General features: G+C 72.5%; 23 protein-coding genes. 13 read left to right on the top strand and 10 right to left on the bottom strand.

What is annotated here, in order from left to right:
- The first annotated feature begins 11 nt into the window (after nucleotides 1-11).
- On the top strand, nucleotides 12-449 hold the full coding sequence (locus OG439_RS23485; RefSeq protein WP_326943041.1) for a hypothetical protein: 438 nt from the start codon (nucleotides 12-14) through the stop codon (nucleotides 447-449).
- On the opposite strand, the gene OG439_RS23480 is transcribed toward OG439_RS23485, so the two are convergent.
- The 3 genes from OG439_RS23480 to OG439_RS23470 form a co-directional block, all read right to left on the bottom strand.
- Nucleotides 442-1,059 carry a nitroreductase family protein gene (locus OG439_RS23480; protein ID WP_326943040.1) on the bottom strand — a complete coding sequence of 206 codons (618 nt, stop codon included), beginning with the start codon at nucleotides 1,057-1,059 and terminating at the stop codon, nucleotides 442-444. The two genes, OG439_RS23485 and OG439_RS23480, sit on opposite strands and share 8 nt — an antisense overlap.
- A 59-nt stretch (nucleotides 1,060-1,118) precedes the next feature.
- Nucleotides 1,119-1,553: a phospholipase gene (locus OG439_RS23475; protein ID WP_326943039.1), complete on the bottom strand. Its 435-nt coding sequence runs from the start codon at nucleotides 1,551-1,553 to the stop codon at nucleotides 1,119-1,121.
- A 105-nt stretch (nucleotides 1,554-1,658) separates the two neighbouring features.
- A complete protein-coding gene (locus OG439_RS23470; RefSeq protein WP_371827714.1) occupies nucleotides 1,659-2,177 on the bottom strand; it encodes an amino-acid N-acetyltransferase in 519 nt (172 codons plus the stop codon).
- Nucleotides 2,178-2,264: 87 nt separating this feature from the next.
- Between OG439_RS23470 and rimO the strand changes: the two genes are divergently transcribed.
- The 7 genes from rimO to atzF all read left to right on the top strand — a co-directional run bounded on the left by rimO (nucleotide 2,265) and on the right by atzF (nucleotide 9,962).
- Nucleotides 2,265-3,701, top strand: coding sequence for a 30S ribosomal protein S12 methylthiotransferase RimO (gene rimO / locus OG439_RS23465; RefSeq protein ID WP_326943038.1), 1,437 nt, complete (start codon nucleotides 2,265-2,267; stop codon nucleotides 3,699-3,701).
- Nucleotides 3,698-4,348: a CDP-diacylglycerol--glycerol-3-phosphate 3-phosphatidyltransferase gene (pgsA, locus tag OG439_RS23460; RefSeq protein WP_326943037.1), complete on the top strand. Its 651-nt coding sequence runs from the start codon at nucleotides 3,698-3,700 to the stop codon at nucleotides 4,346-4,348. Before rimO ends, pgsA begins: the two co-directional genes overlap by 4 nt.
- Nucleotides 4,349-4,350: 2 nt before the next feature.
- On the top strand, nucleotides 4,351-4,863 hold the full coding sequence (locus tag OG439_RS23455) for a CinA family protein (RefSeq protein ID WP_326943036.1): 513 nt from the start codon (nucleotides 4,351-4,353) through the stop codon (nucleotides 4,861-4,863).
- A gap of 98 nt (nucleotides 4,864-4,961) precedes the next feature.
- Nucleotides 4,962-5,429: a helix-turn-helix domain-containing protein gene (locus OG439_RS23450; protein ID WP_247054625.1), complete on the top strand. Its 468-nt coding sequence runs from the start codon at nucleotides 4,962-4,964 to the stop codon at nucleotides 5,427-5,429.
- A 246-nt stretch (nucleotides 5,430-5,675) separates the two neighbouring features.
- Nucleotides 5,676-6,521, top strand: coding sequence for a PspA/IM30 family protein (locus OG439_RS23445; RefSeq protein WP_326943035.1), 846 nt, complete (start codon nucleotides 5,676-5,678; stop codon nucleotides 6,519-6,521).
- A gap of 31 nt (nucleotides 6,522-6,552) precedes the next feature.
- Entirely contained in the window at nucleotides 6,553-7,560 is a 1,008-nt protein-coding gene (gene pspM / locus OG439_RS23440; protein ID WP_326943034.1) for a phage shock envelope stress response protein PspM, read from the top strand.
- A gap of 647 nt (nucleotides 7,561-8,207) precedes the next feature.
- Complete coding sequence (gene atzF / locus OG439_RS23435; RefSeq protein WP_326943033.1) at nucleotides 8,208-9,962, top strand: allophanate hydrolase; 1,755 nt, start codon at nucleotides 8,208-8,210, stop codon at nucleotides 9,960-9,962.
- Here atzF and OG439_RS23430 read toward each other — a convergent pair.
- The 4 genes from OG439_RS23430 to OG439_RS23415 form a co-directional block, all read right to left on the bottom strand.
- Complete coding sequence (locus OG439_RS23430) at nucleotides 9,934-10,971, bottom strand: quinone-dependent dihydroorotate dehydrogenase (protein WP_326943032.1); 1,038 nt, start codon at nucleotides 10,969-10,971, stop codon at nucleotides 9,934-9,936. The two genes, atzF and OG439_RS23430, sit on opposite strands and share 29 nt — an antisense overlap.
- Nucleotides 10,972-11,036: 65 nt before the next feature.
- Nucleotides 11,037-11,597, bottom strand: a complete 561-nt coding sequence (locus OG439_RS23425) for a GNAT family N-acetyltransferase (protein WP_326943031.1) — start codon at nucleotides 11,595-11,597, stop codon at nucleotides 11,037-11,039.
- A gap of 610 nt (nucleotides 11,598-12,207) precedes the next feature.
- Nucleotides 12,208-13,017, bottom strand: coding sequence for a DNA-formamidopyrimidine glycosylase family protein (locus OG439_RS23420; RefSeq protein ID WP_326943030.1), 810 nt, complete (start codon nucleotides 13,015-13,017; stop codon nucleotides 12,208-12,210).
- 3 nt (nucleotides 13,018-13,020) lie between these two features.
- Nucleotides 13,021-13,914 carry a ParA family protein gene (locus OG439_RS23415; protein WP_326943029.1) on the bottom strand — a complete coding sequence of 298 codons (894 nt, stop codon included), beginning with the start codon at nucleotides 13,912-13,914 and terminating at the stop codon, nucleotides 13,021-13,023.
- A gap of 115 nt (nucleotides 13,915-14,029) precedes the next feature.
- Between OG439_RS23415 and OG439_RS23410 the strand changes: the two genes are divergently transcribed.
- The 3 genes from OG439_RS23410 (at nucleotide 14,030) to OG439_RS23400 (ending at nucleotide 16,712) form a co-directional block, all read left to right on the top strand.
- Nucleotides 14,030-14,758 carry a class I SAM-dependent methyltransferase gene (locus tag OG439_RS23410; protein ID WP_326943028.1) on the top strand — a complete coding sequence of 243 codons (729 nt, stop codon included), beginning with the start codon at nucleotides 14,030-14,032 and terminating at the stop codon, nucleotides 14,756-14,758.
- A 129-nt stretch (nucleotides 14,759-14,887) separates the two neighbouring features.
- The gene (gene dinB / locus OG439_RS23405; protein ID WP_326951602.1) at nucleotides 14,888-16,102 is read left to right on the top strand and encodes a DNA polymerase IV; all 1,215 of its coding nucleotides are present in this window, start codon (nucleotides 14,888-14,890) and stop codon (nucleotides 16,100-16,102) included.
- A gap of 205 nt (nucleotides 16,103-16,307) precedes the next feature.
- Nucleotides 16,308-16,712 (top strand): DUF3040 domain-containing protein, encoded by a 405-nt coding sequence (locus tag OG439_RS23400; protein ID WP_326943027.1) that lies wholly within the window; start codon nucleotides 16,308-16,310, stop codon nucleotides 16,710-16,712.
- Nucleotides 16,713-16,986: 274 nt separating this feature from the next.
- On the opposite strand, the gene OG439_RS23395 is transcribed toward OG439_RS23400, so the two are convergent.
- Genes OG439_RS23395 through OG439_RS23385 form a run of 3 tightly spaced genes read right to left on the bottom strand, consistent with a single transcriptional unit; the run spans nucleotide 16,987 to nucleotide 21,867 of the window.
- Nucleotides 16,987-19,494, bottom strand: a complete 2,508-nt coding sequence (locus OG439_RS23395; protein ID WP_326951455.1) for a DUF3488 and transglutaminase-like domain-containing protein — start codon at nucleotides 19,492-19,494, stop codon at nucleotides 16,987-16,989.
- Complete coding sequence (locus OG439_RS23390) at nucleotides 19,491-20,765, bottom strand: DUF58 domain-containing protein (protein ID WP_326951454.1); 1,275 nt, start codon at nucleotides 20,763-20,765, stop codon at nucleotides 19,491-19,493. The genes OG439_RS23395 and OG439_RS23390 overlap by 4 nt, the downstream gene beginning before the upstream one ends.
- A gap of 28 nt (nucleotides 20,766-20,793) precedes the next feature.
- Entirely contained in the window at nucleotides 20,794-21,867 is a 1,074-nt protein-coding gene (locus tag OG439_RS23385) for an AAA family ATPase (protein ID WP_247054601.1), read from the bottom strand.
- Nucleotides 21,868-22,184: 317 nt separating this feature from the next.
- Between OG439_RS23385 and OG439_RS23380 the strand changes: the two genes are divergently transcribed.
- Together OG439_RS23380 and OG439_RS23375 are read left to right on the top strand one after the other, a co-directional pair.
- The gene (locus tag OG439_RS23380) at nucleotides 22,185-22,535 is read left to right on the top strand and encodes a hypothetical protein (protein ID WP_247054599.1); all 351 of its coding nucleotides are present in this window, start codon (nucleotides 22,185-22,187) and stop codon (nucleotides 22,533-22,535) included.
- Nucleotides 22,528-23,073, top strand: coding sequence for a DUF3558 domain-containing protein (locus OG439_RS23375; RefSeq protein ID WP_326951453.1), 546 nt, complete (start codon nucleotides 22,528-22,530; stop codon nucleotides 23,071-23,073). The genes OG439_RS23380 and OG439_RS23375 overlap by 8 nt, the downstream gene beginning before the upstream one ends.
- Nucleotides 23,074-23,121 lie beyond the last annotated feature (48 nt).

Genomic DNA, 23,121 nt, shown 5'->3' with positions numbered 1-23,121 from the left:
GTCCTGAGCACGTGGACACACAGCGATTCGCAGCCGGACTGTTCGCTTTCGCCGTCGTCGCGGTGAGCGCCGGGAGCTCGGTCGCCTCCGGGCAGGCCGTACCCGCGTCCACGCCGGCGGCGTCGGCTCCCTCGACCGTCGGGACCGCGCTCGGCCAGGACGTCACCCTGCGGCTCGGCCAGGAGGCCGACGTGCAGGGGCGTGACCTGACCGTGCGGTACACCCGCCTGGTCTCGGACTCCCGGTGCCGCCCCGGCATGCAGTGCTTCTGGCAGGGCGAGGCCTCGGTGGCCTTCCTGCTGAGCGAGCCCGGCCGCGGCGAGAGCACCACGGCCGAGCTGCACACCGGCCCGCGCACGGGCCCGCAGGCGACGAGCTTCGCCGCGAGCCGCGTCGAGCTGGTGTCGGTGAGCCAGGACGCCGGTGAGGCGACGGTCCGGATCAGCTGAGCGGCGCGCCCCAGTGGTCCAGGTAGGCGACCTCGGCCAGCGGGACGCGCGCGGCCGGTTTGAAGTCCGGGACCGTCGTGTACGCCACCGGCAGCAGGCCGACCTGGGTGAAGCCGGCCGGGACGCCGAGGATCTCGGCGGCCGCCGCCTCGCGGGACAGGTGGTAGGTCGTGAGCGTCGAGCCGAGGCCGCGGGAGCGCAGGGCCAGCTGGAAGTTCCAGACCGCCGGGAAGATGCCGCCGTAGAAGGCCGCGTCCGTCGCGTTCTCGCCGCTCGGGCGGCCCTTGAGGCACGGGATGACGAACACCGGCACCCGCTCGATGACGTCGATCAGGTGCTGCCCGGACGCCAGCGCCCGCCGGGTCGCGGCGTCGCCCGCCTCGCGGTCCGCCAGGTAGGCCGAGCCGACCTCCCGGAACAGCCCGCCGAGACGGTCCTTCACCCGCTGGTCGCGCACCACGAGCCAGCGCCACGCCTGGGCGTTGCCCGGGGTCGGTGCCTGCAGCGCGAGGTTCAGGCACTCCTCGAGGACCGCCGCCTCGACCGGGCGATCGAGGTCGAGCTTGCGGCGGACGGCGCGGGTGGTGCTGAGCAGGTGATCGATCTCCATGCCCCCATCCTGGCCCGGACTGCGACAGTCCGGGCCAGGAAGGCGGTCAGACCACCGGCTCAGCCGCCGAACTTGCGGACGGCCTGGTAGTACGTCCAGGCCGCGCCCTTGCACACCACGTTCGACCCGCAGACGCTCTTCAGGTCGCTGTAGAGGTTGTCGTCGATCTTCAGGCGGTTCGCCGAGGTGAACCGGCCCTGCTTCTTGTAGTTGCGGTACCCGAAGTCGTGCCGGTGGCAGCCCGGCAGGAACTGGAAGCCGAACGGGGTGTCCGGCGACCACGAGCAGCCGTCGGACGACCAGTCGAGCTGGCCGTTGTAGGGCTTCTGCGCCCGGGTGGACTCGAAGCCGGACAGCGAGGTGTGGAAGAGGTACTGGTCGGTGACCGTCGGGATGTCGACGGCCGCGGCGGTGCCGGTGCCCAGCAGGGCCCCCAAGCCGACAGTCACGGCCACCGTCATGGTGGCCCCCAGGTTCCGGAGTGTCGTGCGCATCGTGTGCTTTCCCTTGCTGATCAAGTGGACGATTTGCCCGACCAGCTTCGAGTGCGCTTTGTCCCGCCGTCACCGCCCGAAAGGAGGATGTTCGGTGAATTTCCCTCAGAGCTGGAGCAACATGCGTGAATTGCCCAGGGTGTTGGGCTTGACATACGGCAGGTCGAGGAATTCGGCGACGCCGGTGTCGTGCGAGCGCCGCATCTCCTCGTAGACCTCGTGCGACACCGGGGTGCCGTCGATCTCCACGAAACCGTGGCCGGCGAAGAAGCCGGTCTCGAAGGTCAGCACGAACAGCCGCCGGAGACCGAGCTCACGGGCCTCGTCGACGAGCCGGGCGACCAGCAGCCGCCCGACACCCTGGCCGCGGGCGGCCTTGTCGACCACCACGGTGCGCAGCTCGGCGATGTCCTCCCAGAGGACGTGGAGCGCGGCCGCACCGAGGACTTCGCCCGCCGCTTCGGCGATCCAGAACTCCTGGACGGCCTCGTAGAGGGTGACCAGGTCCTTCTCCAGCAGCACGCGGCCCGCGTCCGCGTCGACCAGGGCCTTGATCTTGCGGATGTCGGCGATCCGGGCACGGCGGACGGTCGGGCGGGGCGAGTCGGACGGCACGAGCGTCAACTCAACCACACGGCCCTGGAGGCGGGATGACACGACCGGGCTACGCCGTCGTCGGACCGGCGAGGACCGGCGGCTACCCTGAACGTCGTGCCTTCTCCCACCACGGAACCTGCCGCCACCCGACGCGTCTCCCTGCTGACCCTGGGCTGCGCCCGCAACGAGGTCGACTCGGAGGAGCTGGCGGGCCGGCTGGCGGCCGGCGGCTGGGAGCTGGCGGCCGATCCCGAGGACTCCGACGTCGTGGTGGTCAACACCTGCGGCTTCGTCGAGTCGGCCAAGAAGGACTCCGTCGACACGCTGCTGGCGGCCTCGGACACGGGCAAGAAGGTCGTCGCCGTCGGCTGCATGGCCGAGCGCTACGGCCACGAGCTGGCCGACAGCCTGCCCGAGGCGGACGCCGTCCTCGGCTTCGACCACTACGCCGACCTTTCCGACCGCCTGGACGACGTCGTCGCCGGCCGCAAGGTCGCCTCGCACACGCCGGGCGACCGCCGCAAGCTGCTGCCGATCAGCCCGGTCCAGCGCCCCGCCGCGGCCGAGAACGTCGAGGTCCCGGGCCACGCGCGGCACGGCTGGGGCCCGCGGGTGCTGCGCACGCGCCTCGACGACTCCCCGGTGGCCGCGCTGAAGATCGCCTCCGGCTGCGACCGGCGCTGCTCCTTCTGCGCCATCCCGTCGTTCCGCGGCTCCTTCGTGTCCCGCCAGCCGGACGAGATCGTTGCCGAGGCCATGTGGCTGGCCGAACACGGCGTCAAGGAACTGTTCCTGGTCAGCGAGAACTCGACGTCCTACGGCAAGGACTTCGGCCGTGACGGCGCCACCGCGCTGGAGCGGCTGCTGCCGCGGCTGGCGGAGATCGACGGCATCGAGCGCGTCCGCGTCTCCTACCTGCAGCCGGCCGAGACGCGCCCGCAGCTGGTGAAGGCCATCGCGACCACGCCGGGTGTCGCCGAGTACTTCGACCTGTCGTTCCAGCACTCCAGCGAGCAGGTGCTGCGCCGGATGCGCCGGTTCGGCTCGACCGACTCCTTCCTCGCGCTGACCGAGCAGATCCGCGAGTACGCGCCCGAGGCCGGCATCCGCACCAACGTGATCGTCGGGTTCCCCGGCGAGACCGAGGACGACCTGGCCGAGCTGGAGCGCTTCCTCACCGGCGCCCGGCTCGACGCGGTCGGCGTCTTCGGCTACTCCGACGAGGACGGCACCGAGGCCGAGGGCTTCGAGGGCAAGCTCGACCCCCAGGTGGTCACCGAGCGCGTCACGCGGATCTCGGCGCTGGTCGAGGAGCTGACCTCGCAGCGCGCGGAGGACCGGATCGGCACCTTCGTCGACGTCCTGGTCGAGCTGGACGACGACGGCGAGCTGACCGGCCGCGCCGCGCACCAGGCCCCCGAGGTCGACGGCGAGTGCGTCATCCTCGACGCCCCGGAGAAGACCCAAGTGGGTGATTTCCTCCGCTGTGAGGTCGTCGACTCGGCGGGTGTCGACCTGATCGTGCGCGCGGCACCGGACGCCGACCGGTGAGTGCGCTCCCGAGCGACGCCGCGGACGAGGGCCTGGTCCCGCCGGCCGCGGAGACGACGGCGCAGGTCCCGGAGGCGACCCCGGTCCCGACCCTGAACCTCGCGAACCTCCTGACGCTCTCGCGGCTGGTGCTGGTGCCGCTGTTCATCGCGGCGCTGTTCACCGGCGACGGCGTCGACACCACCTGGCGCGCGATCGCGACCGGGCTTTTCGCCGTCGCCTCCGCGACCGACCAGCTCGACGGCTGGGTGGCCCGCAAGTACGGCCTGATCACCGACTTCGGCAAGATCGCCGACCCGATCGCGGACAAGGCGCTCACCGGCGCTGCCCTGGTCGGGCTGAGCATCCTCGGGATGCTCGGCTGGTGGGTCACGATCGTGATCGCCGTCCGCGAGATCGGCGTCACGCTGCTGCGCTTCTGGGTGATCCGCCACGGCGTGATCCCGGCCAGCCGCGGCGGCAAGGCCAAGACGATGGCCCAGATCGCCGCGATCACGGCGTACCTGCTGCCGCTGCCGGCCGGCGCCGATCCGGTGCGCTGGGCGCTGATGGGCCTGGCGCTGGTGCTGACCGTGGTCACCGGCGTCGACTACCTGGTCCGGGCGGTGCGCCTGCGCGCGGCCGGACGCCGGGTCACCGGGAACTGAGCGTGGACGAGGAGGCCCTGGTCGCGGCGCTGCGGGCCCGGGGCGAGACGGTCGCGGCCGCCGAGTCGCTGACCGCCGGGCTGGTCTGCGCCACCCTGGCCCGGGTGCCGGGGGCGAGCGCGGTCCTGCGCGGCGGCCTGGTCGTCTACGCCACCGAACTGAAGACGCGGCTGGCCGGGGTGGACGCCGACCTGCTCGCCGAGCACGGCGCGGTGTACCCCGAGGTCGCGGCCCAGCTGGCCGAGGGCGCCCGCGAGCGCTGCGGCGCCACCTGGGGGCTCGGGCTCACCGGCGTGGCCGGCCCGGCCGCCCAGGACGGCGTCGCGCCGGGCACCGTGCACATCGGGCTCGCCGGGCCACCGGCTCTTTCGGGGGCTCGGGTGGCGGAGCCCCCGGACCGAGGCGGAGCCTCGTTTGTCACAGTCCGTACCCTGACCTTGAGCGGCGACCGGGACTTGATCAGGACCGCGTCGGTCCGCGCCGCGTTTGCCCTGCTCGGGGAACATCTGGCGTGAATCGGGCGTTCGCCCTTGGCGTACGGGCACCCAAATCCTGCGCCCGGGGCGCCGCTCTGGGTAACGTAGGGGGTACTTGTACGGAAGGGAGGCGCGTGATGACCGTGCTGTTGCGTGAGGCGATCGGTGATCGGCTCCGTCATGCCCGCACCAACCAGCGTCGTACGCTGCGCGACATCTCCCGCGCCGCCAGGGTCAGCCTCGGCTACCTCTCCGAGGTGGAACGCGGCCAGAAGGAGGCGTCGAGCGAGCTGCTCGCGTCCATCTGCCAGGCCCTGGACCTTCCGCTCGGCGAACTGCTGCACCACGTGGCAGCGGACGTTTCGGCCCTCGACAACGTCGAGGTCGCGCCGGTCGACGAGCGGATCGTGGACGGCGCGCCCCGGGAGAAGGTGCCCGACCGCGGTGCGAAGGCCTCGGCGGCCGGGATCGAAGGCGGCCGCCTGATGTCCGAGCTGATCGGCAACGACCTCGCGGACCTGCGGGTTTCGCCGGCGCCGCGGATGAACACCACCCTGCGCACGACGATCGGGCAGCCGAAGCTGGCCTCCACGATCGCCGCATAGTCACGAATCGGACACGACGACGGCCCCGGGCAACGCGCCCGGGGCCGTTCGCGTGGGATACCCGTGGGATACCGGGGTGATCAGGGGGTGAACCCTGAAATCCCCCGGGGTCGCCTGGAATGGACGTGGCCGACCTGACACGATGGAACCCAACGCCGGGGTCGGTGCGTTGCATGTGCAGGGGAGCGACGCCCCACCACCCCGAGTACTCAAGGCCCGTGGGACGCAAGAAGGCAGGCGGAGGAGATGGCCAACCCGTTCGTGAAGTTCTGGAAGTACATGATGGCGGCGTTCTCGTCGAAGATCGACGAGCACGCCGACCCGAAGGTACAGATCCAGCAGGCCATCGAGGAGGCGCAGCGCAACCACCAGGCGCTGACGCAGCAGGCCGCCTCCGTGATCGGCAACCAGCGTCAGCTGGAGATGAAGCTCAACCGGCAGCTCAGCGACGTCGAGAAGCTGCAGGCCTCGACCCGCCAGGCCCTCGTCCTCGCGGACGAGGCCCGGGGCAAGGGTGACGAGCAGAAGGCGACCGAGTTCGAGACCGCCGCGGAGAGCTTCGCGACGCAGCTCGTCACGGCCGAGCAGAACATCGAGGACCTCAAGACGCTGCACGACCAGTCGCTGCAGGCGGCGGCCCAGGCCAAGAAGGCCGTGGAGCGCAACTCGCAGATGCTGCAGCAGAAGCTGGCCGAGCGCACCAAGCTGCTCTCGCAGCTGGAGCAGGCGAAGATGCAGGAGCAGGTCTCCGCTTCGCTGAACCAGATGAGCCAGCTGGCCGCGCCGGGCAACACGCCGTCGCTGGAAGAGGTCCGCGACAAGATCGAGAAGCGCTACACCACGGCGCTGGGTCAAGCGGAACTCGCTCAGAACTCGGTCCAGGGCCGCATGATGGAGGTCCAGGCCTCCACCACGCAGTTCGCCGGGCAGTCGCGGCTCGAGCAGATCCGCGCGTCGATGCGCGGCGACTCGGTCGCCCAGGTGACCGACGGCGGCGCGGCGGCGGCCCAGAAGCCGGCCGCCAGCTCGGCCGACATCCAGCGTGAGATCCAGGCGCGCGTGCAGGCGGAGCAGGGCAAGAACCCGGCTTGACGCCGGAGCCGGAGCCGAACAGGGGGCGGGCATGGGACAGCAAGGCAGAGGCCGGGACTTCAGCGAGTTCGGCGCCAAGCTCGACAAGCACATCGAGAAGCTGCCCGAATACGCCCAGCGCGCCCAGGAGAAGCTCCAGAAGGTCCAGAGGTACTTCCCGCCGGCCGATCAGGCCGGCGGGAAGCCCGGGACCGCCCGGCCGTCCTACCAGCGGCCGAACCCGCTGCAGCGGCCGCGGACGTCCGGGTCGCGGATGCCGGACCTGTCGTCGTTGGCGTCCGTGGCGAACCAGGTCCCGGCCTTCGCCGAGGCCCGGACCAAGTGGAACCGGTGGAACGACCCCGCCGCGAAGCTGGAACGCCGCAAGCGCCGGACGTCACGCGCGCTCACGCTGTGGATCCTGCTGACGATCCTGTGCGGCGTCCTCGCCGTGGCCGCGGGCGTGGGCTGGATCAGCGCCACCGGCGCCGCGATGATGCCGCAGGCGATCATGGCCTTCGCCGGTGCCGTCGTGTTCGGCACCTTCGGCGTCCGGTCCGGGCTCAAGCTCCGCGGCCTCAACCGCGTCCAGCTGCCGGCCACCCCGGCCGGCCCGCCCCCGCTGCCGCCCGCCGGGTCGGTGGCGCGCGAGCCGATGGAACGGCTGGCCGAGGGCGAGGCGTCGCTGTTCGAGCTGCTGCGCCAGCTGTCGGTGCCGTCCTCGGTGGGCACGATGCCGGTGTCCGAAGTGTCCGTCGCGGACGCCCGCCAGACGGCCGACCAAGCCGCGGCCGCCCTGCGCGGCCTGGCGGCTCGCATCCAGGCGATCGAACGCGGCCGCAACGCCGCCCCCGCCCGCGAGCGCGCGGCGCTCGACGCGGCGGTCGCCAAGCTCCGCGAGCAGCTCGACGACGGCCTCGAAGGCTACGGCGGCCTGGTCGCCGCGGCCGGCCACACCGTCGCCGCCGCGGGCGACGGCCTGATCACGTCCAAACAGGCCCTCACCGACGCCACGGACCGCCTGGCCGGCCTGGCCATGGCCCTCCGCGAACTCTCCTGACGGGACACCACCCGCACCCCACGTGATCCGCCGCGCAACCCACGTGACCAGCCCCGTAACCAGCGTGCTGGAACCCGTAACTCGCGTGATCCAGCCCGGAACTCGCGTGATCAGGCCCGTGACTCGCGAGTTCCGGCCCCAATCACGCGAGTCCCGTCTCTAGTCACGCGAGACTCGGGTTGCAGCACGCGAGCCGACCTTCCAGGTACGCGAGCCGACTGTCTGGGTGCGCGAGTCGACCCTCCAGGTCGCGTGTCGACCGTCCACACACGCGAGTCGACTGTCCACTCACGCGTGTTGACCCTCCCGTCACACGTGCCGGCGCGCCGATCACGCGAAAACGGCTCGCGCTGAGCCGTTCAGGTGCCCCGCTCTGCCATCCGGGTGCCGTCGTCCGGCTCCGGACCCGTCCGGTCACGCGGCGTGCGTGATCGTGCGTTTCACCCCGGCGTCGCCGCCTGTTCACCCCTTGGTCCCGAAACACGCGCGTAATCGGAAACCGGTAGCGACGGAAACGTGCACGACCTAACGTTTCTGTCATGCAAGCAGTGGTGGCACCCGACGGAAGGCCCGCCGTGCTCTGAGGTTCGCCGGCGCCGACCGTACACAGTGGACTTTCTCGCTTTCCGCCGAGGGAAGGACGCCCCGTGAACACGCTCCCGCCGGAACCGGACCCCGTCCCGACCACCCCACCCAGCGCGACCCAGCGCGTCATCGCGGCCTTCGAGCGCGTCTCCGAGGTCGATCGCCCCGAGCTTTGGACCACCCTGCGCGCCATCGAGGACGTCCTCGTCGACGCGAAGGCGGTCGACGAACGGGTGAAGGCGGGTGAAGTCCTGCCCTTGGCGGGCACCGTCGTCGCCGTCAAGGACGTGATCGACGTCGCCGGGCAGCCCACCACCGCGGGGTGCCCGTCGTTCGCCCGGGTCCCGGAGACCTCCGCCACCGTCGTCGCCCGGCTCACCGCGGCCGGCGCGGTCGTGCTCGGCAAGACCAACCTGGACCAGTTCGGCTACGGCCTCACCGGTACCCGCAGTCCGTACGGCGCGGTGACCGCGGCGTGGGACCGGACGAAGGTCGCCGGCGGCTCCAGCTGCGGCTCGGCCGTCGCCGTCGCGCTCGGCATCGTCGACCTGGCGCTGGGCACCGACACCGCGGGCTCCGGCCGGATCCCGGCCGCGCTGAACGCCGTCGTCGGGCTGAAGCCGACGCTCGGTCTGCTCCCGATGACCGGCGTCCTGCCGACGTCGCGCTCCTACGACAGCGTCTCGGTGTTCGCGACCGGCCTGGCCGCCGGCCGCCACGCGCTCGCCCTGATGACCGGCCCGGACGGCGTCGATCCCGGCACGCGCCCTTGGCCCGCCGACGTCCGCCTCGGCGCCGGCGACCACCCGCGGATCGCGATCCCGGACAAGGCCGGCCTGGCCCCGCTGAGCGCCGCGGCCCGGCTCGCGTTCGAGGACACCGTGACGCGGCTGGCCGTGACGGGCGCGATCGTCGAACCGATCGCCTTCGACGCCTTCCGCGAAGCCGGCGAACTGGTCTACACCGGCTCGCTCGACGCCGAGAGCTACGCCGTGATCGGGGAGTTCCTCGGCAAGGACCCGGCCGACTCCGACCCGACGGTCGCCACCCTGATCCACGCGGCCGGCGGCCACACCGCGCACGCGTTCGCCGCCGACAAACACCGGCTCGCCGAGCTGAAAGTCCGGGCCGCGCGGGCGCTCGACGGGTTCGACGCGCTCCTCGTGCCGACCGTGCCGGACCACCCGGACCTCGCCGAAGCACTGGCCGACCCGATCGGCGTGAGCCACCGCCTGGCCACCTACAGCTCGTTCGTGAACGTGCTCGACCTGGCCGCGGTCACCGTCCCGGTGCTGCCGGGCGACCGCCGCCCGTTCGGCGTCACCTTCGTGACGCGCGCGTTCGAGGACCAGATCGCCCTCGACCTCGCCACCGTCTGCACGGACGAGCCGATGACGCACTACCCGGAGCCCGGCGAGGACCTCGTCGTGTTCGGCGCGCACCTGCGCGGCCAGCCGCTCAACTCCCGGCTCACCGAGCTCGGCGCCCGGTTCACCGGCCCGGTCCGGACCGCCGAGCGGTACCGGATGGTGCTGCTGGCCACCGAACCGCCGCAGCCGGGCGTGCTCGAAGACGTCGACGGCCGTGGCCTGGACGGCGAGCGCTGGCGGCTGTCCCCGGCCGCACTGGGCCGGTTCGCCGCCACGCTGCCGGAGCCGTTCGTGCTGGCCCGCGTCGAGCTGGAGGACGGGTCCAAGGTCCTGGCCGTCCGGTGCGAAAAGGACGCGACGACGGCGGCACCGGGCCTGGAACGCTACGAGTCCTGGCGCGGCTACGTGCGCTTCACGTCTACCGTCGGGCCGCGAGGCCACGGCTGACGCGGCGCACCAGACCCGGCCCGTGCAGCGCGAACCCGGTGTAGAGCTGCACGAGTGACGCGCCGGCGTCCACCAGCCGGACGGCGTCGTCCGGGCCGAGGATGCCGCCGACGCCGATGATCGGCAGGCTCCCGCCGGTGTGGTCGTGCACGAAGCGCACGACCTCGGCCGCGCGGGTGGTCAGCGGCCGGCCGGACAGCCCTCCCGCCTGTCCGGCCAGGCCGCTCTCCGCGGCCGCGATGCCGTCGCGGGACAAGGTCGTGTTGGTGGCGATGATCCCGGCGACGCCGTGCTCGAGGCTGACCTCGAGCAGCTCGGCCAGCGCGTCGTCGGTCAGGTCCGGGGCGACCTTCACCAGCACCGGCGTCGGCGCGGCGCCACCGGCCAGCTCCACGGACGTCGACCGCAGCTCGCCGAGCAGCTCGGCCAGCGCCGCGCGGTCCTGCAGCTGACGCAGCCCCGGCGTGTTCGGCGAGCTGACGTTGATCGCGAAGTAGTCGGCGTACGGGTGCAGCGCACGCAGCGAGAACCGGTAGTCCTCGACGGCGTCCTCGAGCGGCGTGACCTTGGACTTCCCGATGCTGATCCCGAGTGGCACGCCCGGTTTGCCCTCTCGGGCGAGCTTTGCCGCGAGCGCCTCGGCGCCGTCGTTGTTGAAGCCCATGCGGTTGATGACCGCGTTGGTCTGGGGGAGGGTGAACAGCCGCGGCTTCGGGTTGCCCGGCTGCGCCAGCCGCGTCACGGTGCCGACCTCGACGAAACCGAAGCCGAGCCCGGCCCACGCGGGCAGCGCGCGGCCGTTCTTGTCCATCCCGGCGGCGAGGCCGACGCGGTTCGGGAAGCGCAGGCCCAGCACCGTCACCGGGTCGTCGACGCGGCTGACGCGGCTCAGCACGGAGGCGGCCTTGCCGAGGCGGGAGAGGACGCCGATCGTGCGCTCGTGCACCAGCTCGGGGTCGTGGTAGGACAGCCGGTACAGCGCCGGGCGGACGATCTTGTCGAAGAACACGCCCTCATGCTGCCAAATCGCCCGGAGCGCGCGACCGGAGCGTCACCTCGACGTGAACGAGCCCACTACTCGCGGTCCTTCCACTCGTTCTCGAGCATCGCGAAGACGAGCTCGTCGGTCCACTCGCCCTTGACGATCTCGTTCTCCCGCAGCCGCGCTTCCTCGCGCATGCCGAGGCGCTGCATGAGCGCGGCGGAGGCGGTGTTGCGACCGTCGCAGCGGCCGATGATCCGGTGCAGCCCCAGGTCTTCGAAGCCCAGGCGCAGCAGCTCGGTGGCGGCTTCGGCGGCCAGGCCCTTGCCGTGGTGGTCGGGGTGGAAGACGAACCCGATCTCGCCCTGGCGGTGCTCGCTGCTGAGCCACTCGAGGTTCAGGTCGCCGATCAGCTGCCCGGTCTCGGCCAGCTCGACCGCGACGGCCAGGAACTGCCCCTCGTTCGTCAACGTCGAGCTGTGCACCCGTTTCGCGAGCGCGGCGGCCGATTCGGCGCGGCTGCGCGGGCCCCAGTACAGGTAGCGGGCGACGTCGGAGCGGGACTGGAAGGAGTTCAGCGCGTCGAGGTCGTCGGGCGTGAACGGGCGCAGGAGCAGGCGTTCCGTGGTGATCGGGTAGTCGGGCCTGAGCATGGTTCCAGGCTAGCGACGGTTGACCCGTTCGGGGGACAGAACGGCGAAACCGGATCGGCGAAGACGGAGGTCGGATCGCCGGGCGGTCATCGACCGCCGATCGGCGGGATGACCTGCGCAAATGAGCGGTATTGGGGGTACCCCCAGGGGGTCTCTCGAACGCCGTCAAACGCTCGAGCCCGGGCCGGACCGGTGCCCGGGAACCCTGGGGGCCCGGTGACTGCCTGGTATTCGCTATCAGGCAAACACGGGAAGCAGGCGATGAGCCGAAGGTGGCTCCGTTGTATCGCTGCTCAAAGTCCCATCTCGTGCCATCCGCTAGCGGACAGTCACCTCACGAGTCCTGTTGGAATACAACTTAGGACCACCTCCTCTCTCGTGTACCGCCACGCTAAACGAAGTTCCCGCGACCCGGCAACGTCATTTGCCGGATCTCACTTTTCAGGAGAGCTTTCCGCACGTCACCGAGGAAGGACGCGTCGCGGAGCGCGAACACGAGGGTCTCCGCGCCGGCCTTGGTGCCCAGCGCGTGGACGGCTCAGGGAGCGAGGTCGCCGCGTTCGCTGCCGGTCCCGTGGAGCGGGGGCTTGAACGACGTCACGGGGTCGGCTCAGCGCGCGGGAGCGGGGCCGGACTGGCACTTCGGGCAGAACCACGTCGGCCGCTGCCGGACGTCGTGGCCCTGCGTGCGCACCAGGGTGGGGCCGCCGCACCGGAAGCAGCCCTGGCGGGTGCGCTCGTAGACCCAGTTCTTCCGGTTGCGGTCGAGGTGGCCGGTGGTGCTCTGGTCGAACCGCCCGGAGACGGCGTTGGCCAGCAGCAGCTTCCGGCCGAGCGCGACCGTCCGCGCGGCGTCCACTTCGGACACCGGCGTCCACGGCGTCACGCCGAGCAGGAAGCACATCTCGCACTTGTACAGGTTTCCGACGCCCGCCATCACGCGCTGGTCGAGCAGCGCCAGCCCCAGCTCGCGGGCCGGCTCGGCGGCCAGCGCGGCCGTCGCCCGGGCCGCGTGCTCGTCCGTCCACTGTGGATCGAGCAGGTCCGGGCCGAGGTGGGCGACGAGGTCGCGTTCCTTCGCCGCGGGCACGAGCTTGAGGTCGTGGACGCGGAACCCGATCACCTGGACGTCGGCCGCGGTCAGGACCACGCGGGCGTGGTGCCCGGGCCGGCGCCACTTCGCGCCGGCCGCGTAGACGTCCCACATGCCGTCCATCATCAGGTGCGAGTGCAGGGTCAGGTCGCCGGAGAAGCGCGTGAACAGGTGCTTGCCGACCGTGCCGACGCCGAGCACGTCCCGCCCGGCGAGGTCCACAGTGGCCAGTTGCGGCACGCGGAACTGGCCGCGCAGCAACGTCTTCCCGGCCAGTGCGCGGTCGAAGCGCTTCCCGACGAGGTAGACGGTGTCACCTTCGGGCACGGCTCACCCCGCGGATTCGGACACCTCGGCCGGGGCCGCCTCGGTCTCCGGCGCCGGACCTTCGGGCCAGTCGGGACCCTCGGGCTCCTCGCCGTGGACGCGGTGGCGCCCGGCGCGGTTGGAGCGCAGGATCTTCGCCAGCACCATGTTGAACGTCAGCGCGATCTCCTGCGCGCCGGGGGAGTGCCACTCGTGGATCGGGCTGCACGCGCCCTGGGCCTGCTGCACGGCCAGCCGGTCGGTGATCGCCGTCGGCATCACCAGCGGGCCGAAGTTCTCGCGCAGCTCGGCGATCCGGAACTGGTGCTCGTAGGAGCGCACGCGCAGCTTGTTGACCAGCACACCGATCGGGCGCAGGTCCGGGTTGAGCTCCTTGCGGATGTTCTCGATGGCTTCCAGGGCCCGGCGGGCGCCGGCGACGGCGTACATCGTCGGCTCGGTGACGATCAGCGCGCTGTCCGCGGCGACCAGCGCCGACTTCGTCAGCCGGCCCAGCGACGGCGGGCAGTCGAGGATCACCAGCTCGTACGGCGTCTCGCGCAGCGGCTCGCGGTGCAGCTCGTCGAGCGCGCGGGAGAAGTTCGCCAGCCGGTCGCTGTCGGCGTCCGGGTCGTTGAGCAGCTCCAGCTCCTCGGTGCCGACGAGGACGTCGACGTCCTCACTCCACACGCTCGGCGCGATCGCGCGCTCGAGTGTCGCGCGGGTGGGGTCCTCGAGCACGTCGGCGAGGGTGGCGTCGGTGTAGGGCGGGTCGAGCGAGGTCGTGGCGTTGCCCTGCGGGTCCAGGTCGACCACCAGGGTCCGCGTGCCCCTACGCAGGGCGGCGGAGGCCACACCGAGGGCGACCGTCGTCTTGCCGACGCCCCCCTTGAGGCTGAGTACGGCGACCGTGTGCACGACGACCAGCCTACGGGTGGTGGCCAGCGGGGCCACCGGGCCAGGCGTCGTGACTCCGGTTCACCCGAAGGGACCAGCCGGGAGAAAAGCCGGACCGGGCACTACTCTGTGCGACATGAAGACGGACACCGTGGCCGCCCGGGGTTCGGGCGCCGTTCGCCGGGTGCTCGAGGCCGAGATCGAGGCCGCCCGCGCCCGGGGCGCCGAGCACCCCGGCGTCGTCGACGTGGGCGGCGGCAGTGGCGGCTGGGCGGTGCCGTTCGCGGCGGCCGGCTGCCAGGTGACCGTCGTGGAGCCGAGCCCCAACGCGCTCGCGACGCTGAAGCGCCGGGCCGAGGAGAAAGGCGTCTCCGATCGGATCACGGTGATCGCCGACGACGCCGACGCGCTGGGCCGCCACATCCCGGCCGGCTCGGCCGACCTCGTGCTGGCGCACGGCCTCCTGGAGATCGTCGACGACCCGGCCGCGGTGCTGGCCGCCCTCGCGGCGGCGGTCGCCCCGGGCGGAGCGGTGTCGGTGCTGGTGGCCAACCGCCACGCGGCGGTGCTGCACCGGGCCCTGGCGGGCCGGGTGGCGGCAGCGCAGCAGCTGCTGACGAGCGTCGACGGCATCGCCCCGGGCGACACGGTCCTGCGCCGCTTCGACGGCGACGGCCTCAAGGCCCAGCTGGAAGCGGCGGGCCTCGAGGTGACCCTGCTGCAGGGCGACCGCGTGATCGCGGACCTGGTCCCGGGCGGCGTCCGCGACGAGGACCTGGCGGCGTTCGAGCAGACGGCGGCCTCGTCCCCGGCACTGCGGAACATCGCGGGCCGCCTCCACGCGCTGGCCCGCCACCCGGCCTGACGCCCTGGCGCGCGGGTTTCGGACGGCGCGCTCGGGTCACACCGTGGTGCCCGCCTCGCCCGCCCGGAACTGTCGGGGGTGGGCGGTAGCGTCCTCCTCGTGGGGCGAAACGCTGAACTTCCCGGCGGCATGGGCCGGTTCCGGGTCCGGCCGGGGGAACCGCTGCCGGACGACGCCGGCTGCGGAATGCTGCATGTCGACATGGATGCTTTCTTCGTGTCCGTCGAGCTGCGGACGCGGCCCGAGCTGGCCAGCAGGCCCGTCGTCGTGTCCGGGGGTGGCCCGCGGGCCGTCGTGGCCGCCGCGAACTACCCGGCGCGCAAGTTCGGCGTGCGCTCGGCGATGCCGTTCTCGACCGCGAAACGCCTCTGCCCGCACCTGATCAACATCCCGCCGACCGCGGGCCTCTACGGCGAGGTCTCCCGTGGCGTGATGGGCATCTTCCGCGACCTCACCCCGCTGGTCGAACCGCTCAGCCTCGACGAAGCCTTCCTGGACGTCAGCGGCGCGCTACGCCGCCTCGGCGCGACACCGGCCCAGCTCGGCGCGCGGATCCGCGGCCGCGTCGCGGCCGAACACGGCATCACCTGCTCGGTCGGCGTCGCGAAGGTCAAGTTCGTCGCGAAGCTGGCTTCGGGCATGGCGAAGCCGGACGGCATGGTCGTCGTGCCCGCCGCGGAGACCCTCGCGTTCCTGCACCCGCTGCCCGTCTCGGCGCTGTGGGGCGTCGGCGCCCGCACCGAGGAGCACCTGCGGCGGCTCGGCCTGGACACCATCGCCGACGTCGCCGCGTTCCCGCCCGACCGGCTGCGCAAGTCGCTCGGCGTCGCGGCCGGCGAGCACCTCTACCGGCTGGCCCGCGGCATCGACGAACGCGAGGTCGTCACCGAGTCGCCGGACAAGTCGATCGGCGCCGAGCACACCTTCGACGTCGACCGGCACGACCGCGCCGAGGTCGGCCTCGAGCTGCTGCGCCTGGCCGAGCGGGTCGGCGCCACGCTGCGCGGGCGGGAGGTGCGCGGCCGGACCGTCTCGATCAAGGTGCGGTTCGCGGACTTCCGGACCATCACCCGGGCCCGCACGCTCGTCTCGGCCACCGACGTCGCCCGCGAGATCCACGCCGTCGCCGTGGCGTTGCTCACGGAGCACGCGCCGACCGGCGCCGTCCGGCTGATCGGCGTCCGGGTCGAAGGGCTCGAAACCGGCGAAGCGGGCGAGCAGCTCGTGTTCGATTCACCGGCGCCGCGGTGGCGGGACGCCGAGGTCGCGGCCGACGTCGCCCGCTCGAAGTTCGGCTCCGCGGCCATCCGGCCGGCCTCACTCCTGGCGCCGCGGGAGCCCTGAACCGGTCACGATCGGCGATCGTGACGGTCCGTCAGCCCCCTCGGCCCGGATTTACCCCAATTCGATCCCTTCTGGATGCGGGATCGGGTAGTCGTCCGGGCGCGGGCCTCGTATCCTGGACAGTGCCACCCCGCCTGGGGTTGGCTGTTGGGTCCAGAACGTTGCGCGGCCCGGCGCCCGCGACAGCTGTGCCGGAGGAGGAAAGATGCCACTCTCCGAGCATGAGCAGCGGCTGCTCGATCAGATCGAGCGCGAGCTCTATGCCGAGGACCCCAAGTTCGCATCCACGGTGCGTGGCACCCGGTTGCGTCGCCCCGCTCGCCGACGGCGTATTCAGGGCATCGCCCTGTTCGTAGTGGGCGTGGCCCTGCTGGTGCTGGGCGTGGTGGTGCCGCAGTTCCGGGTGGCCGACATCCCGCTGATCAGCGTGCTCGGGTTCCTCGTGATGTTCTTCGGGGTCATGTTGGCCGTCACATCGATCCGGCACGGCGCCGAATCGGACGGCAAGGGCGGTGGACCGGGCTCACGAGGCGGCAAGCAGCAAGGCCGCCGCAGCTCGTTCACCCAGCGGATGGAGGAGCGCTTCCGCCAGCGCTTCGAAGAGCAGTAGCGCCGCAAGACCACGAGATCCGCGTCCCGCCCGCCCGGTGGGACGCGGATCTTCTTGTGTGCTCAGCTACGTTTGAGGACCGGTTCGCCGCCGCGGTGACCGTCGGTGACCCCCCGGACGGGTGAGCCCCACGTGCCCCGCTCCGCGACCCGCGTGACCAGCCCCGGATCCCGTGTGAGCGGAACCGGATCCCGCGTGATCAGGGGCGAAACTCACGTGATTCCCGGCGGATCTCGCGTGATTCCCGGCGGATCTCGCGTGCTGCCTGGAACGGTCAGTCGCGGTTGCGGAAGATCGAGCGCGGGAAGAGGCGGCCCTTCCAGGACAGCGGGGCGTTGCGGTGCAGGCTCCGGCGCAGGTGGTCGAACGCCGAGGGGAGCGTCGGGTCGCTTTCGCCGTCCTGGCCGTACCAGGAGCGCTCCACGACCCCGATGACCGTGCGCAGGCCTTCGCGGCCTTCGTCGTCGAGGTGGTGCTTCTTCGCCAGCTTCTGCCCGGCCACCCGGACCGTGTCGCCCGGCGGGATGGGCAGCCCGCGGTCGGCGCACTCGGCCCGCAGCTCCGACCACGCCGCGTCCGCCGCGCCCGGCCGTTGCCCGACGATCTCCTGCAGCCGTCGCCGCCGGCCGACGTCGCGGGCCGCCGACGGGCCGAGCAACGCGGCCAGCAGCAGCACCACGATCAAGCCGAACCACCACGACAGCAGCGACGAGAGCACGCCCAGCACGGCCACCCACAGCACCGTGGTGATCAGCGGCATCCAGTTCGTCAGCACCGCCCCGAGCCCGGTCCGGGCCGGCGCGCTCTCCGGCGTGACCCCCGGCCGTCTCCGGTAGAGGATTCCGCCGACGACCACCAGCAGGGTCGCCAGGATCGCGAAGCCGGCCAGCACGTACACCAGGATCCACGCCCAGGCGGGCGTGCCGTCGTCGGTCTGCTGGGTGTCCTGGGCCTGTGCGTTCGGCCCGGTGTCGCGGGGCACGCCGGTCGGCGCGGCGCTCGACTGCACCGTGCTCGGCGCGACCTGCGTGTCGTCCGGCTGGTCGCCGTTCTCGCCGCCGGCCTGCAGGTACGACGGGGTGATGCCGCGGCCGTCGGACAGCGGGGTCGGGTCGAACGTGACCCAGCCCTTGTCGCCGAAGTACACCTCGACCCACGCGTGCGCGTCCTGGGTGGTGATCGACAGGTAGTCGTTGACCGGGACGCCCGGGGTGAAGCCGATCGCCACCCGCGACGGGATGTTCGCCACCCGCAGCATCACGGCCATCGCCGAGGCGAACTGCTCGCAGAAGCCCCGCTTGCCCTTGAGGATGAAGTCGGCGAGGGCGTCGGCGTCGTTGGCCGGCGCGGTCTGCGTGTCGTAGACGAAGCCGTTCTGCGCGGTGAAGTACTGCCAGATCGCGCTGGCCCGGTCGAAGTCGTTGGACTTGCCCGCGATCAGCTGGTCGGTCTTCGCGCGGACGCGGTCGTCGACCCGCTCGAGCTGGGTGTAGCGCGGCGGGAGGTCGTCGACCTTGTCGGTGACACGCAGCTCCTGCGCCGTCGGCTCCTTCAGCGACGCGTATTCGGTGTAGGACGGCGGGACCTCGCTGCGCGTGGTGAACACCGTGCCGCTGACCTGGTCGTAGAGGTAGCCGCTGCCCGCGCCGTCGATCGCGCGCGGCGCGCCGTAGACCGGCAGCCAGTTGTCGCGCCAGCTCGTCGGCTCGACGTCGACCCGCCGGGCCGGGCCGGCGCCGTCGTCGCCCGGGGCGGGCGGCAGCTGCGGCGTGATCGGGATGCCCTGCTGCGACCGGCCGTCGTCGTGGATGCCCCAGCCCTTGTTGGGGTAGTAGGTGTCGAGCGTCATCGCGCGCAGCAGCCGCCGGTCGGTGCCGAGGCCGCGGACCTTGAACAGCTCCCGGTTCGCGCCCTGGTCGAGCATGCCGCGCAGCTCGGTGAACGGCTGGATGCCGAACCCGCCGGCGCCCGCGCCCGGGCCGTCGCCACCGTTGCCGAACGGGATCCGCCCGACCGTGCCGACCCAGGTGATCGCCCCGCCGAAGAGGCCGAGCACGACCGCCGCGGCCACGACCGCGACCGGCGCCGACAGCACACCCGGCTTGCCGCTGCGCCCGGGGGCGTCGCGGGTGCGCCAGCGCTGGTGCCGGTGGTTGCCGTCGACGGCGAGCAGGCCGGCGAACGCGGCCCCGCCGAGCAGGAACGTCCACCAGGGCAGCATGTCCTCGGACAGCGCGGCCGGCACGGCGTAGACGCAGAGCAGCACGAGCCCGGTCGCGGCGGGCGCCGCGGCGGCCACCGTCAGCGTGTCGACCAGGACGGCGACCAGGCCGATCAGGATCGTGATGAGACAGAGGATCGGCTGGCTGCCCTCGACCGGCGGCAGCCCGACGCGGATCTGCTCGGCCGCCGCCGAGAGCGTGTTCCCGAGCTCGGTGAAGGCGTCCGGGCCCGGCACGACCAGCAGGATCCCGTGCGTGGTGAAGGCGCCGGTGATGAGGAAGAGCAGGACCAGCAGCTGGCCGAGACCGACCAGCACGGTCGGCACCTGCAGCGAGCGCAGCGCGAGCCCGGTCGCGCCGATCAGCAGGACGGCGACGAACAGGTAGCCGAACCAGGCCAGGCCGGCCACGACGCTGGTCACCGACGTCGCCGCGCACAGCGTCGCGATCGCGGCGCAGGCCGGGGCGAGCAGGCTGGCGCGCCACGCGGAGAGCGGGTGCTGGGAGGACGGACGCCGGGGCGGGGTGGCCGACGGGCGCGGCGGGGCGGCGGTGCTCATCGGTTCCCGCCGATCAGGGTGCCGCGGCGGGCGCCGGCCTGGCAGAGCTCGGCCCACACCTGCGGCATCGGCGAGCCGGGTCCGGCGATCACCACGCCCCAGCCGGCGGCGCGCAGCAGCGCGGCCGAGTCCTCGGTGGCGGCGGCCCGCTGCTCGGGCGCGCTCACCCCGGCCGACCACGTGGGCGTGTCGAGCAGGACGGCGAGGCTGCGGATGCCGCGCGGGCGGAACTGGGTCAGCTCGTGGACGGCTTCGGTGCTGACGGTGCCGAGCACGGCGATCAGCTCCTGGCCGTCGGCCGGGTCGCGGGCCAGCGTGATGTCGCGCTGGTGCGCCGGCTGCAGCGCGGCGAGCGCGTCGAGCACGATGTGGTCGTAGTGGTCGCCGCCGTCGCCGGGGGTGTCGGCCAGCGTGACGCCGTGCTCGCTGACCAGCCGGACGCGGTGCCCGGCGCGGCGCAGGTGCAGCGCGGCCGACGCGGTGAACGACACCGCCCACTCCAGGCTGGCGGCGGGACCGGAGCCGTGGTGCGCGGCGGCGCGGTTGTCGAGCAGCACCGTGGTGCCGCCGCGCCAGGGCCGTTCCTCGACGCGGACCATGATCTCGTCGCGGCGGGCGGTCGAGCGCCAGTGCACCTTCCGCAGGTCGTCGCCCTGGCGGTACTGCCGGACGATGACGTCGGCCTCGCCCTGCCCGGCGTGCAGCCGGACGGTGCCGTCGTCGCCGACGCCGATGCCCGCGCCGCTCGGCAGCCCCCACAGCGCGACAACGCGGGGGACGACGACCAGCCGCGAGTGCCCGATCAGCTCGCGCTCGAACTCGCACAGCCCGAACGGGTCGGTGATCGTCGCGCGCAGCGGCCCGACCTGCTGGATCCCGCGCAGCACCGGCTGCAGCGGGTAGCGCAGCGCGACGCGCCTGTCGTGCGGGAGCCGTTCGACGACGAACCGCGGCCGCGAGCCCAGCGCGTACGGCACGCCGTCCTCGAGCAGGATCTCGCCGGCCGGCAGCCGCCCGCTGCGCCACAGCTCGAGCTGCACCTCGCCGTTCGCGCCGACCGCGACGCGCTGGGGGTGCAGCGCCCGGGTGGCGCCGATCCGCAGCCGGGTCGCCGAGATGAACACGGCGACCAGCAGCGGCAGGGCCACCACGAAGACGGCGACCCGCAGCAGGTCGCGTTCGTTGAGGACGAACGAGCACACCGCGGCCGCGAGCCCCGCGGCCAGCAGGCATCGGCCGCGGGTGGTCAGGCCGGACAGGGCACGCAGCATGCGGTTCTCTTCACCTTCGCCGAAGGGACTACTGGCGCGGGCCGGAGCCCTGGGGCACCGGGACGCGGTGCAGGACCGCCCGCACGACGTCGGTCGCCGAGCGGCGGGCCGCGTGGGCCTCGGTGGTGAGCATGAGACGGTGCGCCAGCACGGGGACCGCGACGGTGTGCAGGTCGTCCGGGACGACGTAGTCGCGGCCCGACAGCGCCGCCTGGGCGCGCGCCGCGCGGACCAGGTGCAGCGTCGCGCGCGGGGACGCGCCGAGCCGGATCTCCGGCAGCTGCCGCGTCGTCGCGACGAGGTCGACCGCGTAGCGGCGGACCTCGGGGGCCAGGTGCACGCCGCGGACCGTCTCGATCAGCCGGTGCACGGTCTCGCCGTCGGAGACCGGCTGCAGGTCCTCGATCGGGTTGTGCCCGGCGTGCTCGTCGACCATGGCCAGCTCGGCCTGCTGGTCGGGGTAGCCGATGGAGACCCGCGCGGTGAAGCGGTCGCGCTGGGCTTCGGGCAGCGCGTACGTGCCTTCCATCTCGATCGGGTTCTGCGTCGCGATCACCATGAACGGCTCTTCGAGCTTGTAGGTCGAGGTGTCGACGGTGACCTGGTGCTCTTCCATGCACTCCAGCAGCGCCGACTGCGTCTTCGGCGAGGCGCGGTTGATCTCGTCGCCCACCACGATGTTCGCGAACACCGGGCCGGGGCGGAAGTCGAACTCGCCGGACTGGCGGTTGTAGATGGAGACGCCGGTGACGTCGCTCGGCAGCAGGTCCGGGGTGAACTGGATGCGGCTGACCGTGCAGTCGATGGACCGGGCCAGCGCCTTGGCCAGCGACGTCTTCCCGACGCCGGGCACGTCCTCGACCAGCAGGTGGCCTTCGGCGAGCAGGGTGACCAGTGCGATCCGGATGACGTCGGGTTTGCCGACCAGCACCCGTTCGACGTTGGCGGCGATCTTCCGGGCGGCCTCGTGCAGTTCGTCCAGCGACACTCTGCCCGGCCGGGCGTTCACCCGGCCGTTGCCCGAGGCGTCCGCCGGATAAGGCGGTCGCCCGGATGCCTGCTCGCCCGATCCGGGCGTCGCAGACTGGATTCTCGACGTCACTCGACCTCCTGGTGGCGCATGGCTGGGCGCGGAGTGCGCACCAGCCGGGCCGGTCGGCCCCCTGGCTGCTGTCCGCGCAGCGACCAGCCTTCCATCCAGTGTGTCAAACCCGGGCGAACCGAGGGGCGGAACCCCGCGAAGCCGCCGGCCGGACAGTCGCGATGGCGGTCGATGACACTGCGCAAGCAGGGACGATACTCCGATCGGGTGCAGTGTCACCCGATTCCGGGTGCTCCTGCTGACGCCCTGCACTGTCGTACGCTCTTCTTGTCAGAGGTCGCCCGACTGTTTCCGCTTTCGGAGAGGCGCAACCGCTTATGAGCGAGGTGCGAACGCAGCCGCCGTTCGACGTCCGCGGGTTCGCGGTCGCGCCCGAGCTGGCGACCGACGCCTACGCGAAGCTCGGCCAGCTGCAGGACGTCGTCGGCGAGATGGTCCGCGAGGCCAAGGTGCTCGGCCGCAGCGTTCCGCTGGGCGGCGGGTACGCCGGGGAGATCGGCAAGTTCATGGCCGAGTACGGCATCGGCGGGCAGGGCTCGGCCGTGCAGCAGCTGACCGCGTTCGGCAAGGAGCTCGAGACGCTCAAGCACCGGATCGGCCAGGCGCTGGCGAAGTACCAGCACGCCGACGAGACGGCGGCGGACGGCGTGGACTGCACGGGTGGCTGACAGCGTGCACAAGAAGTATCTGTGGGCGCCGGCCCTCTTGCTGCTCGCCGCTTGCGGGCAGCAACCCGCGCTGCCGGCCGTCGCGGGCGGCGCCTCCACCGTGGCGCCGTCGACGTCGCGGCCCCCGGCCGAGCCCGGCACGCTGGCCGCGCTCGACCCCTGCACGCTCCTCTCGCCGCAGGACCGCTCGGCGGCCGGGGTGAGCGTGCTCGGCAAGCCGAAGGACATCGCCGGCGCGCGGGCGTGCGACTGGACGGTGCCCGCGAGCTTCGGCGTCACCGTGACCCTCGACGAGCGCAACGGCCTGGCCGACCTCGCCGTCGCGAAGAAGACGGCCACCAGGACCACGGTCGGCGCCCACCCGGCGCTGCGCGTCTCGGACAAGAAGGCCGCCGACGGCACCTGCGCCGTGCTGCTCGGGGTGGGGGACTCCGGCAGCGTCCAGGTCGACGTCAGCAACTCCGGCTTCACCGACACCACGCTCGCGTGCCGCCGCGCGGGCACGGTGGCCGGGCTGGTCGAACCCAAGCTGCCCTGACCCGACGACCGGAAGGTGTGCCGTGCCCGACGCCGAACCCCCCGTCCC

It is taken from the genome of Amycolatopsis sp. NBC_01307 (assembly GCF_035975215.1).
Taxonomy (GTDB): Bacteria; Actinomycetota; Actinomycetes; order Mycobacteriales; family Pseudonocardiaceae; genus Amycolatopsis.
The sequence above is the reverse complement of the archived record's forward strand: the minus strand, read 5'-3'. Positions and strand labels throughout refer to the sequence as shown.